The organism is Marinobacter goseongensis (assembly GCF_023156235.1).
Lineage (GTDB): Bacteria > Pseudomonadota > Gammaproteobacteria > Pseudomonadales > Oleiphilaceae > Marinobacter > Marinobacter goseongensis.
In genome coordinates, this window is the sequence record NZ_JAKZAI010000008.1 from 62,943 (window position 1) to 75,969 (window position 13,027).

Annotated in this window: 13 protein-coding genes; 8 read left to right on the forward strand and 5 right to left on the reverse strand. The window is 55.9% G+C overall.

Annotation, left to right across the window (positions count from 1 at the left end; all coding sequences use genetic code 11):
• Position 1 precedes the first annotated feature (1 nt).
• From MLC70_RS08970 to MLC70_RS08990, 5 genes are read left to right on the forward strand one after another with little or no spacing between them, the layout of a single operon-like run.
• Positions 2–2,329 carry a GAF domain-containing SpoIIE family protein phosphatase gene (locus MLC70_RS08970; RefSeq protein WP_248183198.1) on the forward strand — a complete coding sequence of 776 codons (2,328 nt, stop codon included), beginning with the start codon at positions 2–4 and terminating at the stop codon, positions 2,327–2,329.
• Positions 2,326–2,718 (forward strand): ATP-binding protein, encoded by a 393-nt coding sequence (locus MLC70_RS08975; protein WP_248183199.1) that lies wholly within the window; start codon positions 2,326–2,328, stop codon positions 2,716–2,718. Before MLC70_RS08970 ends, MLC70_RS08975 begins: the two co-directional genes overlap by 4 nt.
• 21 nt (positions 2,719–2,739) lie before the next feature.
• Positions 2,740–3,105 (forward strand): STAS domain-containing protein, encoded by a 366-nt coding sequence (locus MLC70_RS08980; protein ID WP_248183200.1) that lies wholly within the window; start codon positions 2,740–2,742, stop codon positions 3,103–3,105.
• 27 nt (positions 3,106–3,132) lie between these two features.
• A complete protein-coding gene (locus MLC70_RS08985; RefSeq protein ID WP_248183203.1) occupies positions 3,133–3,531 on the forward strand; it encodes a hypothetical protein in 399 nt (132 codons plus the stop codon).
• Between the two features lie 41 nt (positions 3,532–3,572).
• Complete coding sequence (locus MLC70_RS08990) at positions 3,573–3,869, forward strand: hypothetical protein (RefSeq protein WP_248183204.1); 297 nt, start codon at positions 3,573–3,575, stop codon at positions 3,867–3,869.
• 17 nt (positions 3,870–3,886) lie between these two features.
• On the opposite strand, the gene MLC70_RS08995 is transcribed toward MLC70_RS08990, so the two are convergent.
• Positions 3,887–4,138 carry a TIGR03643 family protein gene (locus MLC70_RS08995; RefSeq protein ID WP_282448394.1) on the reverse strand — a complete coding sequence of 84 codons (252 nt, stop codon included), beginning with the start codon at positions 4,136–4,138 and terminating at the stop codon, positions 3,887–3,889.
• A gap of 310 nt (positions 4,139–4,448) precedes the next feature.
• Between MLC70_RS08995 and wecA the strand changes: the two genes are divergently transcribed.
• Entirely contained in the window at positions 4,449–5,531 is a 1,083-nt protein-coding gene (gene wecA / locus MLC70_RS09000; protein WP_248183206.1) for a UDP-N-acetylglucosamine--undecaprenyl-phosphate N-acetylglucosaminephosphotransferase, read from the forward strand.
• Positions 5,532–5,543: 12 nt separating this feature from the next.
• Here the strand turns inward: wecA and MLC70_RS09005 are convergent, their stop codons facing one another.
• Positions 5,544–6,881, reverse strand: coding sequence for a putative bifunctional diguanylate cyclase/phosphodiesterase (locus MLC70_RS09005; RefSeq protein ID WP_248183207.1), 1,338 nt, complete (start codon positions 6,879–6,881; stop codon positions 5,544–5,546).
• Positions 6,882–7,079: 198 nt separating this feature from the next.
• On the opposite strand from MLC70_RS09005, the gene MLC70_RS09010 reads away from it, so the two are divergent.
• Complete coding sequence (locus tag MLC70_RS09010) at positions 7,080–8,177, forward strand: OmpA family protein (RefSeq protein ID WP_248183208.1); 1,098 nt, start codon at positions 7,080–7,082, stop codon at positions 8,175–8,177.
• 18 nt (positions 8,178–8,195) lie between these two features.
• A complete protein-coding gene (locus tag MLC70_RS09015) occupies positions 8,196–10,469 on the forward strand; it encodes an Ig-like domain-containing domain (RefSeq protein ID WP_248183211.1) in 2,274 nt (757 codons plus the stop codon).
• Between the two features lie 70 nt (positions 10,470–10,539).
• Here the strand turns inward: MLC70_RS09015 and MLC70_RS09020 are convergent, their stop codons facing one another.
• From MLC70_RS09020 to MLC70_RS09030, 3 genes are all read right to left on the reverse strand, one after another.
• Positions 10,540–10,947, reverse strand: a complete 408-nt coding sequence (locus MLC70_RS09020; protein WP_248183214.1) for a DUF6316 family protein — start codon at positions 10,945–10,947, stop codon at positions 10,540–10,542.
• 217 nt (positions 10,948–11,164) lie between these two features.
• Positions 11,165–11,662, reverse strand: a complete 498-nt coding sequence (locus MLC70_RS09025) for a DUF6231 family protein (protein WP_248183215.1) — start codon at positions 11,660–11,662, stop codon at positions 11,165–11,167.
• Positions 11,659–12,984, reverse strand: coding sequence for a DASH family cryptochrome (locus MLC70_RS09030; RefSeq protein WP_248183217.1), 1,326 nt, complete (start codon positions 12,982–12,984; stop codon positions 11,659–11,661). Before MLC70_RS09030 ends, MLC70_RS09025 begins: the two co-directional genes overlap by 4 nt.
• Positions 12,985–13,027 lie beyond the last annotated feature (43 nt).

Here is a 13,027-nt window from a genome sequence, read left to right on the forward strand (position 1 = left end):
TATGGACATGATGGCATTGCTCGGAGTGGTTGAATGGCTGGCGATTGTCAGCGTTCTTGCCGCCGTTGGGCTTACCGTAGCGCTGACGCTGATCCGCCGCAAAATGCGGCGGATTAAGCTGCTACACCAAGAAGAGCGGAATCTGATGTCGCGGCAGTTGCAGTCCGCCACGGCCGACACGCGGGCGCTGCTGAACCAGGCGTCGCAGATCATCCTGGTGTTCGAGCGCTATGCGCCCATTCTTCTGTTCGCCAACCAACAGGCCCTCGAGGCGTTTGGCAAAGACACGACTGCTGAACTGATGGATCAGTTTATCTCCCGCCCGGATTCATGGCTCCCGGCGCCTCACAGGCTGATCGACTTTGAGGACTGGCTGCAGCAAGCGCGGGTGATCGGTACCGAACGCAAGGAATGGTGCTTCCGGACCGGTGAGGATGACCACCTCTGGGTGGAGGCCACCGTCAGTAACACCGCTTTTGAAGGTCGCCTGGCGCGACTGTTTGCCGCAAACAACATCCATGGCATTAAAACCAACCAGATAGCCGAGCACCTGCGGAACCGCTCGCTGGTGGGCATCATGTCAGGCCGCCCCCTCGACACCGTGTTGGATACGCTGTCGAAGCTTGCCGAGGTGGTTATCGGCCACTCAAATTGCGTCATCACGCTGTACGACGAGCAAAGCGCCACGTTGCGGCCGTCCGGTTCTTCACCGTTCGTAAAAGCGTTTCATCAGTTGTTCCCTACGATCATGTCTCGCTACGGTGCGACTTCCATCGGTTCTGCGGCGTACATCAGTGGCCGGGTCATCTGTGAAAACCTCAAGACCGATCACCGCTGGCAGGGTTATGGCTCGATGGTGTATGAGCTGGGGATGGCCTCGTCCTGGTCTGAGGTGATCAACGGCAGAGAAAACAACCTCCTCGGTGTGATGACCCTGTTTTTTGACAGAGTAAAACACCCGACCGAGCAGGAAATTGCTGAATTCTCCTCCGTTGTGTCCCTTGCCAGCCTCGCCATTGAGCGCCACACCTGGCAGGTGTCGCTGGAGGCTACCTTGTCGTATGAGCGCTTTATTCGCAGTATCGGCGTGCGTCTGGCGGGGGTTACTTCAGGCAATCTCAGACAAGATCTGGAGAGCATTTTGCAGCTGGTGAAAAGCCAGTATGAGCTGGGCGGCATTACCCTGTGGGAACGGCCGTTGCAGGAAGACTGTTTTCGCCCCATTGCGTCCACCCTGGCCGGCGCGGATCTCACTTCACCCGGTCTGACGTTCACCGTCGATGAACTGAAAGACACCCTGGGTGATAACGCCACCAGCGGCTATGTGATGCCATCGGACAGCCTCCACCAGGTGTGCGCCCGAGGTCAGGAAAAACGCCCGGTGCTTGCGGTGCCGTTGTTGGTGGATCAGCAGACTCTGTTGGGGGTGCTGACGATTCAGCCGCGCTATTTCTATGTTGCCAAGGCAACCATCGATTACCTGGTGATGATCGGGGCAATGTTGTCCACCAGCATGATGAGTATGCGCTTGCTGAGCTCGCTGTCACAATCGGTGGAACGTGAAAAAGGCGCGCGGGAAAAGCTGGAGGGTGAGCTGTCTGTTGCCAGGGATATCCAGATGTCGATGGTGCCGCTGCAGGGGGAGTTCCGGGAAACCTACAAGGACTGGACCATAGAGGCCTTGCTCAAGCCTGCAAGGGCAGTCGGGGGCGATTTCTACGACGTCATCCGCTGTGACAACGGCAAGTTGTTGCTGGTGGTGGGTGACGTGTCAGACAAGGGCGTCCCTGCCGCGCTCTTCATGGCAAAAACCATCTCACTTATTAACTACCTCACCAAGGCGGAAGATTCGAACCTTGAACGCATCATCACCAAACTGAATACTGAGCTGTGTGATAACAACGACTCCTGCATGTTCGTGACCGCTGTTTTCGCCTTGCTGGACCTGGCCAGCGGCGAGATGGAATTTGTGAACGCCGGCCACACCGCGCCGATGCTGGTAGAGCCGTTCATGACCCCGCAATTGATTACCGGGATATCCGGGCCGCCCCTGGGGCTCTATGAGGAAAGCCAGTTCGAGTCGGATTACGTGAAAATAGCGTCCGGCGCCAGCCTGACGTTGTACAGTGATGGCGTGACCGAATCGTTCAATGCGGCACAGCAGGAATTCGGTGACGAGAGACTGGTCAGTGTTGGTTATCGGGCCAATGAGAAAGGCAACAGTTTCCTGACCACGCTCAGGCGTGAAATAGAGCAGTTTTCCGGCTATGCTCCACAATCAGATGACATTACAATAATGACCATACAGCATCATTCCGGGGCGTTATGATTTTTACCGTTCACGCAAATGATTCGGTCAGTGACGTTCTCGGCGTCACCACAACGGCGTTGCATGGACTGCCGGATGAGGTGACTCACGAATGCCTGATCATTGTTGACGAATTTATGGCCAACATGACCCATCATGTTTATCCCCACGCGGGGGATATGGACTGGACGTTAAAACTGGACAAAACGTCATCCGGTGTAACAATGAAATTCAGATACGCCGGAGCAAAGTTCGACCCGTTCGAAGCCGCAAAAACGGTGACTGACCGACCCATTGAACAACGCAGTATCGGGGGGCTGGGCTTGGTGCTGATATCCTCATTAAGCGACGAACAGCACTACCACTACCACGACGGAATGAATGAGTGGACCATCAAAAAGAATTTCTAGAACAATGCAGGAAAGACATTCATGTCATTAACCATTGATCATCTCCAGAGTACCGCTGAAACCGTCAGCCTGGCCCTACAGGGCGCGCTGGACAGCGAAACCGCACCGCAGTTGGACGACAAGCTGTCGAAGCTGATGACGCCGGAAACCAAAGTGGTGGCCATCAACATGGGTGGGGTCACTTTTATCAGTTCTGCCGGCCTTCGTGTGATCTTCAAGACACTGAAGCAGATGAAAGCACGTGGTGGTCAGGTGAGCATGTCTCAGATGTCCAAGGGCGTGCGGAAAGTGTTTGAAATTGTAAAAGTGATGCCGGATCTGACGATTTTCGCCAGCCAGGCTGAAATGGACGAATACCTGACGGAAATACAGCGTCGCGAATACTGAGTTAACGGCTGTAAGGGATTGTGTGAAATGGCCATAGTATTAGACGGTACGCTCGCAATTCAGCGAGATGAACATCAGAAAATCAGCAACATTGTCTGGTTCCTTTACGGGCTGCCCCAGGCCAGCTCCGCGCCGGAAGATGTCGTATTTCTCGGTGAATCCTTTGGCCAGGGCTCGCCGCAGATGATTTCCTTTGATCTGGATGGTGAAGAGTACGTGGTCTACGCGGATTGGGAATCGGTTACCGATCGGGAGAATGCGGCGGAAGTCTGCAAGTTCTACCAGACCTACGGATATGTTCTGATTTCCGCGTTACAGGAAGATGATACTGTGGCAGCCAACAGCAGCAAAGTGGAATGGCTGTTGCCCGTTCAGTATTATAGTGACTATGTGACAATGGTCAAAGAGTTGGCACGGGCAGTCTGATACAATGGAATTGTAAATACTGACGAAAGGCGGATGAAATCATGCAAGCTGACTACGATGAACGCTACATTGATGAAATCAAGGCCATGGCTTCCGAGGGAATGGAGCTTCGCCTGTTGAGTGCGCGAACACTGAGATCTCTCGATAAGTCCCTGGTGTCAGAGCGAGCGCCGGGCATGAATACCGCGGCCGAGCGCACAATCATGACGCTGTGTGTCGATTCACTGGCTGTTTCCAGCCACAATTCCCAGGCGTTGTATTCGCGAGACGAAGGCATGATCGGTGCGCCCAGATCCGCGGTGAGGCCGGGTAACATCAAGGGCCGGATCAAAAGCTAAACCGGCCAGCCAGTTCCTCAGCGCGGCTTATACTGAGTTGGGCAATAGCCCCGGCTGACGTCCGGGCTTCGAATGCTGGCGTGTTTTGTTGCACGACCGCTTACCCTTGCCCGCCAAAGCCTGAAACTTCGTGGCTTCAAGCGCTTACGCATCAGCTTTATCACCTCAGGCTCCCCCAGGCCAAACTGCTGCTCTATTGCTTCAAAGGGCGTTCTGTCCTCCCAGGCCATTTCAATGATCCTGGACTCCTCATCATCTGAAAAAAGCAATTTTTAGATCTCCCGCCTGCATTCAAAGTATTGAGTCAATACGATCGACATTGCCAAAAAGACGTATTTCCCATGCCCCGCGCCCCGATGCCTTGAAGAGGACCGGAGCCACGACTTGCAAAGCATGGAAGTGTGTAAAAAAACCGCAACACAGATTGGCATATAGTGGGTTATAAGATAAATTAACGATGTGTCAATTTCCCCGACAAGCATTTAATTGCGACTCAAACGCGAAAGCCTATGGTGGAAGTATCTGTTTTCCAAATAAACGTTCAGCATAAATAGGTGCATTTGATAGCATGGAGGCTCCGTGAACATCCTTCCCCTGACCCTGATTATCGCAGCCGGCATTTTTGCCTGGCTGGCGCTTGCAGTACTCAAGCCGTTTGCCGTTCGGATTCGTCTACTGGATAACCCCGACCATCGCAAAGTGCACGTCGGTGCTGTGCCATTGGTGGGAGGGCTCAGTGCTTTCTCCGGACTGTTTGTCGCGTGGGTGCTGGTGATGCCGATGGATCTGGGCTACGCGGTGTTTTTCTTCTGTTCGTGTATGTTGGTTGTGATCGGCGCGGTGGACGATGCGCGTGATCTGCCCGCGAAGTTCCGTCTGTCAGCCCAGGTGCTGCTGGGTATTCTGCTGATTTCAGGCTCCGGCCTGCATCTGGATACCTTTGGAGATTTGTTGGGTTTCGGACAGATTCAGTTTGGCCTGCTGGTCGGTTCGCTGATCACGATCGCCGCGGTGATTGGCGCAACCAATGCGTTCAACATGATGGATGGCATTGACGGTCTCGCCGGCGCCGTGAGCCTGGTGGCTCTGTTGTCGCTGGCGTACCTGTTCAGTCTGCAGCCTGGCTTCGAGCTGGAACTGGCATTATCGCTCGGGATTGCCGTTGCCCTGGTGCCCTATCTCGCGGCGAATCTGCAGATTTTCTGGTTTCGCCAGAAGATTTTTATGGGAGATGCGGGCTCTATTTTCATCGGATTTGCGATTGTCTGGCTACTGATTAACGGCACCCAGGCGGAGGCGCCGGCTATGCGCCCGGTTACGGCGTTGTGGATCATCGCGCTGCCGCTGATGGATATGGTGGCGATCATGGTGCGGCGGGTCCGGAATGGCCAGTCCATGATGGTGCCCGACCGTGACCATTTGCACCACATGTTCCTCCGTGCTGGCTTCAGCCAGACTCAGGCGCTGGTATGTATGGTGTTTGCAGCCACGTTGCTGGCGGCGGTGGGATTGATGGGCGAGCTGTATCAGGTGCCGGAGTGGCTCATGTTCGCGAGCTTCCTTGGCCTTTTTGCCGTTTACGGACGATTGCTGGGCCGTGTGAGCCTGCTCAGAGCCTACACGCCGGGCGCCAAAGCCGCGGCGCGCCCGGATCTCTCCTGAGGCGTCAGGCCTTCAGCCCAGCTGGCGCGGGGCCGGGGAGGGCGGCAGCAGGTGCAGGGCGCACTGGGCCGGAAGTGGCCTAGACAGGAGATAGCCCTGCCCGTAATCACAGCCAAGCCCCTGAAGCAATGTATGGTGAGCTTCGGTTTCGATGCCCTCAGCCGTAACGGCCAGGTTGTAGGTCTTGGCCAGATTGATGATGATGCTGATCAGAGTTTTGCCTTGTTCTGATTCAATATCTTCCATAAAGCTTTTGTCGATTTTTAGTTCGGTAGCTGGTATGAATTTGAGATAGCTGAGTGCTGAGTAGCCGGTGCCGAAGTCGTCGATGGCGATGGCAAAGCCGCTTTCCCTGAGAATCCTGAGATTAGGTGCCACCTGCCCGTCGGATTCCATCAGCACGCCCTCGGTGATCTCCAGCACAATATCCGTCGGCACCACGCCAGCCGCCTCCAGAATCGCAAAAATGTTGCCGGTCAGCTCCGGATCGGAAAAATGCCCGGTAGTGATGTTGATGGAGATGGGTGGGGTAAAGAGCCCCAGGTCTTTGCGCTCGGCAATCAGTTCGCTCACGGTTCTCAGTACATAAAAATCCAGTTGCTGGCCGAGCATTGAATGCTCGGCTACGGCGACGAACTCCTGGGGGGTAACGCTGCCCAGCAGGGTGTCCTGCCACCTCAGCAGCGCCTCAAACCCTACAATGTCACCACTTTTGAAGCAGTACTTGGGTTGCAGGAAGACTTCCAGTTCGTTTTTTTGAATGGCGGATTTCAGCGCCTGCTCTACATCCAGCGTGCGTGTCATTTCGGTGTGAAACTCACGGCTGAAAAACGCGACCGGTTCTTGCCGTGATTTGGCGAGCCGTAGGGCGCACTCGGCAAGATCGGGCAGCAACTCAATGTTGTCGGAATCCAGTGGGCATCGGGCAATGCCGATGTTGGCGCTCAGGCTGATTTGCTGGGAGCCTATCTGGAATGGTCGTTCCAGGGCCACCTGGATGTCATAGGCGCTGGCCAGCAGATCCTCTTTTTTACTGGCGTTGATCAGAATAAGAAATTCGTCTCCGGCCGGGCGGCAGTAGCTATTCTGGTTGCCCAGCAAACGGCGCAGCCTGAGTGCGGTGTTGCGCAGGATGTAATCGCCGGTTTCGCGGCCGAACTTCTGATTTATGAGCCCGAAATGCTCGAAATCGAGATGGATAACCGACTGTTTTTTCAAAGTTTGCATTCGGCTTTGCAGAAGTGCTGCAAAGCCTTCCCGGTTCAGCAGTCCGGTGAGTCGGTCGTATTCCGGGTGATCGGTGTCTTTCGCTGAAAGCCCTGCACTGTCCCGTACCATAAGCGTGGTCATATCCCTTACCTCCGGCCCTATCCCTACCGCTCCCTGAGATGGCCTCTTTGGTTGTCGACCGTGGTGGGCGAACAGCCTTCGCTGAGCCCGATTTGCATCATTTATAAAAGAATGTCAAATACACATCTATCGCCCTCTGAAAATAATATGACCTATCATATACTGACGCAAGATTAAAAAACCTAAAGGAGAGTTAACATGGGTGTTTCACACTGGAAGGGGGTTGTCGCGGTGGCTCTTATGGTGCCGGCGGCAGTTCTTGCAAATGAAAATTTTCCGCTGAGCTATAGCTCGGTTGGCATTGAAGGCAGTTATGTGGATTCCGGTAACTCCCGGAATAAAGGCACGGTCAGCGACAACCTTGATAACTACGGCGAGCTCGGCCTGAACTTCACTCATCAGTTCAATCCCAATATCAGCATGTTGCTGCAAGGCAGCTACGCAGAGCCTGAAACCCGGACCACGGGCCTTGATGTGGACATGATGCGTTTTTCTCTGGGCGGTCGGGTTCACCCCGGCAAGTTCCGCCTGGGTGGCTGGCGTCCGTTTGGTGGCCTGGGATACAGCTACACCGACTTCGACGTGGATAGCACCGGCGCTTCCAAGACCGAAGATGCACTGTACCTGGAAGGTGGTTTGCAGCGCATGTTGTCGCAACGGTTCTTGGTGGAAGGCGGCATTCGCGCCCGCACCGAGCTTGAAGACGGCTACGTAGACGGCCAGTACTTCGCCGGTGTGGCTTTTCTGTTTGGTCGGGAGTACCCGGCTGCACCCAAACGTGAAGTGGTGCTGGCAACCAAGAAAGAGCCCAAGATCGAGCCCCCCAAGGATTCCGACGGCGACGGCGTAATTGACCAACTCGACAAATGCCCGGATACCCCACAAGGCGCCCTGGTTGATTCCGATGGTTGTGCCAAGGAACTGACTAAAGACATTCGGGAGACGCTCTACGTCGAGTTCGAGCTGGACAAAACCGAGGTGCGCAAGCAGTTCTACCCGGACATCAAAAAGCTGGCTGACGTGATGAAGCAGTACCCGAACAGCGCCATTCTTCTGGAGGGCCATACCGACAGCACCGGCTCTGCCGGCTACAACCAGGAGCTTTCGAAGAGCCGTGCTAACGCGGTCATGAAGGTTCTGATCAACGAGTTTTCCATTAGCTCGGATCGCATCAACACCACCGGTATGGGCGAATCTCAACCGATTGCGTCTAACGGTACCGCTGAAGGGCGGATGCAGAATCGTCGTGTCGAGGCGATTGTATCCGGCCAATATTCAGAAATTATCAAAAAGTAAGTCGCAGAGGACGCAATCATGGTGACATCATCAAAATACTGGGTTCCGCTGGCACTCGTGTCAGCCATGGCGCTGGCCGGTTGCGGCGGCGGTAGTGGTGGTCCTGGCGACCCACGGCTCGACGTACCTTCCGATAACGGTGGGGACGGCGGAAACGTTGGCGGCGAACAGGAAACTTTCTGCACATCGGAAAGTACGGTTTTCGAAGTTGCCGAATTCGTACCGGCAGACGGAGAGCAGGGCGTTGAGCTCAACAAAAGCCTCAGGGTAACTTTTAATGCGGTGATCGATGAGGCATCGGTCAATCCGAACACGCTGCCTTTCACCATCGGTGGTGGCGCCAACCCGGTACCTGCAACCTACAACGTTCTTGGAACGGCGGTTGTGATCAACCCCGACCAGAATCTCCAGATCAACACCGACTACCAAGTAACCGCCACAACTGGGCTTCGCGCTCTGTGTGACGGAGAAGCAGATCTGACCAAGAACCTGTTGGCGAACGAGTCATCCAGCTTTACGACGGGTGACCAATTCGATGGTCAGGGCCCCAGTGTTGTGGCGTCGTCGCCGCAAGATGGTGTGACGCTTGCGCCAGTGGATTCTGACATTCTGGTTGAATTCGATGAAGAGATTGACCCTGCTTCGGTCACAGCCAGCAACTTTACGGTGACTGAGGTCGGCGGAAATGGTGTGCCAGTTGCGGGCGTGCTCAGCCCGGTTGGCAACTCTGTCCGTTTCAATCCTAACGCCAACCTGAAGAGCCAGACGTTCTACGAAATTCAGGTCGATACCACGATTGCCGACCTCGCCGGAAATGCGCTTCTGCAGCAGGAAACGTTCACGTTCCGCACGGGTGGTTTGATCGTGCTTCTTAACCAGAGCGTGATTTCGCAGCTCGGACCGCTGGACGAGGGACTGAATGGACTGGGTGGTCTTCTGCTCGCGCCGCTGGCTTTCGGCAGTGAGGAAGACGGCCTCAACAGTCTCGATAACCTGCTGCTGCTCCAGATTCCTCTGCTCAGTGGGTTGACTGACCTGCTCAGCGGTGCCGGTGGGCTTGATAACTTTAATGGCTTCCAGACCACCACTGTGAATGGAACCGAGTTTACCGATTTTACGTCTGCACTCATTGCAGTCTGTGATCCGAAGTCAGTCACGACCGTCAGCCCCTCGGCAGATTGTGTTGTTGGTCTTGATCTCGGTCTGGACCTGACTCAGCTACAGAGCCTTGCTGACGCGTTTACGGGTGGCAATCCCGAACAGGTTCCGGCACTGATTCAGGCCTTGGCAGAAAGCTTCGCCTCCGGTGATTTCAACAACCTGCCACCGGAACTGTCCGATGTGCTGGGTGGCCAGTTGTTCCCGGTGGATGATGGCCTCGGTGTCGAGTTGCGTCTGGTGGATGACAGTAGCCTTCCGCTCCCGGCCGAGGCTGAAGATGCTCTGCTGACCGTGTTGAACGCTTTGAATGAGGTCCCGCTCATCGGTGATCTGTTGAACCAGACAGATGACAGACCCCTGGTCGACCTGGGGTTGCTGGAGGGTTCGTTACTGGGCCTCGACCTGGGTGCTCTGGCATCGCTGGACGTGCTTAGCGGCACTGAGCAGTTCATTGGCGAGAAGGGCGTGCTGAATCTTGGTGGCGCTCTGTTTGATCTGCTGCTGGACGGTCTTCCCGAGCCAGGTAATCCAGGTGTTCCGGGTAGCGATCTGCCGCTTTCCCCAGAGGACCTGCCGCTGATCGGCGACCTGTTGAACATGGAAGGTAACCCGCTGGATCCGGGCAGCCTGGGGCAGCTGGCAGAACTGCTGATGCTTCCGGACGATTTCGAGTTTGATCCGGCAACCCTGCCACTGATTGGCGACATTCTGGCGGCGCTGCCAAGCGACTTCCCTGGCGGCTTCCCTGATGGTGGCGCAGATCAGCTGCCGCTGATCGGCGACCTGATCCAGCTGCTGGACCCGTCGAACCTGGGCGATTTTGACGGCGGCGAACTCACCTCGATCCCGGTACTCGGTGATCTGGTTGAGCAGCTGCTGGCGCTCAGCGAAGGCGGAGCGAATCCCGAGGATCTGCCGTTGATCGGCGAGCTGATCACGCTGTTCCAAGGCGGTGATCTGGGCGGCGACAGTCCTCTGGGCCCGCTGACTGATCTACTGAACCCGGAGCAGCTGAACCCGGATCAGCTCACTGATCTGTTCGACCCGGAACAGCTGGCTGACCTGTCGGATCAGCTGGGTGGTATTCCGGTGCTGGGCGACCTGTTGGGCCTATTTCCAGTACCAGGTTAATACAGGCAGTTCGACCAACAAAAAACCCGCCATCTGGCGGGTTTTTTGTTGCCTTACCATTTTCGCTGGATCAGCTTTCGACCAGGTCGTTCCAGGTATCCTGCTGCGACGATTCCGCTTCGATACAGAAGGCGCACAGGTCCTTGGGGCAGGTGTCCGGGTCGTGAATTACCATGCCGTGCACCACATGCGGAGAATACGGTCTGCCTTCGTTGGGCCGCGTGAAGTTCAGGTACGCGGCAAGGGCGTCCATAGCGTCCTGTTCGGTAGGGTAAGGTCCGAGATCGTCTTTTTCACGGGTGCGGGCAAACCAGCCGATGGACGTCTCGACCATCCGCGACGACGCTCCGTGGTGCGTGACAGGTTCTTCCTTGCCGGAGACTGCGTCAGCTATCGGTTCTGGTTTTTGCTCTTCCGAAACTTTTTTGTCGCTCAGTCCCTGGCCGTCTTTTGAAAAAAAGGAAAAGAATTTAGCCATGTAACACTCTTTAAAGAGCCACTATCCGTCGGGTTTTACACTACGGACAGTGGCAAAGGGTGTGAGCGATGTCGCTCATTGAGCCGGGAAGCTCGACGATTAATATGAGGTAAGTCAGGTGGGTTTTCAAGTCGTACTGTCCCTTATATACCAACATTTCCAGTGGCAACAGGCCAATGTTGTCGTCTGGTTTTGGACGGATATTTAGGCTGATTTTCTACCACCAGGCTTTTCCCCACATTTCGGGGTTGGCCCAATGGTCAGGGTTATTCCATGCCCGCTTGTGGTTGTAGGTGCTGATGTTGTAGGTGTACAGCGTCTGCGCATTGTCAGAGGCAGTGACTTCGGCGTGCCGACGGAATCCGAACCCTATGAAGTCGGTAAACGTCCAGCGGGCATCGTTCGTCACCAACACGGCGATCTGATGCGTGCCGTAGTTACGGAGCTGGCCTAGCAGTGTTTCGCCGTCGTCGTGGGTCAGGTGCTCCAGAGTATCGGTAATCAGGGCAAGATCCTGGGTCGACGGCAGTGGAAAAGCGCTGTTGGGCTCACTGGCGTTCAGTGTGGTCAGCGAGGCCCCGTCATGTTGCCGGCACCAGCGGTGCCCAAGCTCTTCTGCGATCTGGCCACAGGCGACCAGTGTTGACGGCTGGCAGGTGTCAATCAGGCGAGCCAGAGTCGCCTGTATTGTGGGAGTTGCTTCGGAATGACTCATAATAGGGGCCAGTCTGCTGCATCCACGGTATGTAAGCCGACAGGCTGTTCCGCATGTCCGCCCCAACGGTCCACAAAGGTGCCTGTCGGGTCATACTGATGTGTCTGCTTGTCGAGATTGAACTGCCGCAGGCCTCTGGGGTCAGCGCCGACGCCGGCGAGGTATTGCCAGTTGCCGTAATTGCTCGCTACATCATAGTCGATCAGCTGCTCTTCAAACCAGGCAGCGCCGTAGCGCCAGTCCAGGCCCAGTTCGTTGATAAAACAGCTGGCGACCAATTGTCGCCCCCGGTTACTCATATAGCCGGTTTCCTGCAGCTGGTTCATTGCGGCATTCACAATGGGGTATTCGGTATTGCCTTCACACCAGGCTTTGAAGCGGTGACCGTAGAAGGTGGCGTGCCGGTGTTTGCGTTGCACGCCATCCCGGCGAAACAGGCTGGCGCCGTGTTTCAGCGCGTACCAGTAGAAGTACTCCCGCCACAGCAGTTCGAACCAGAGCCAGTAGGTGGATTCGTTTTTCGTTTCCCGTTCTTCATACTCGGTGATCGTGTCTGCCACTTCACGCACAGACAGGCAGCCGTTGGCGAGCCACGGCGAGAATTTGGACGACGCGTCCCAGCTGTCCAGGGCATTGCGGGTTTCCTTGTAGCGGTCGATGCTCTGGTTGCCATAAAGAAATGTCTGTAGACGCTCCAGTCCGGCAGGTTCACCCCCCGTGAATTTCAATCGGTGAAGCGGCTCTGCGATGAGCGGGCAGTCGCCGCGGTTATCCTCGGGGAAGCCTGGGGGCGGGGGCAGTGCGCTCATGGTGCGTATTCTCAGGCGCTCTGAGCAGCGCTCGCCGGTTTTCTCCACCCGCTTGCGAAACTGTGAAAATGTATCGGGCAGATCCTCCAGCGCTATGGGCAGCGAGCCCTCGGTGAACAGGCTCAGGGTCTCGAACTGCTGGAATACCACGCCGTTAAGCTGATCCCTGATACCTTGCCATTGAGCGGCTTCCTCTGTGCCGGGTTGCCGGGAGCGGATCACCCGATTGATGCGGTATTCGCGGACCAGTTGCGGAATCACCTGTTCCGGCTCTCCGAAGGCGATATGCAGGCGTTGCCCGAGGGGACGCAGGCTGCGCTCGAGAGACATCAGACTTTGCCATAAAAACCGCCAGCGGTGCTTGCCCATAGCCCTGCTCTGCAGCGGGCCGGGCTTGAACCAGCGCGGGTCAACAACATAAACACAGAGCAGCATGTCCGAGCGGGAAGCGGCCAGTAAGGCGGCGTTGTCGTGTAATCGTAGATCCCGGGTAAACCAATAAAGCGTGTTCAAGCGTAGACCTGCCGTGTCCGGTTCGTTTCCATACTGTACGTTC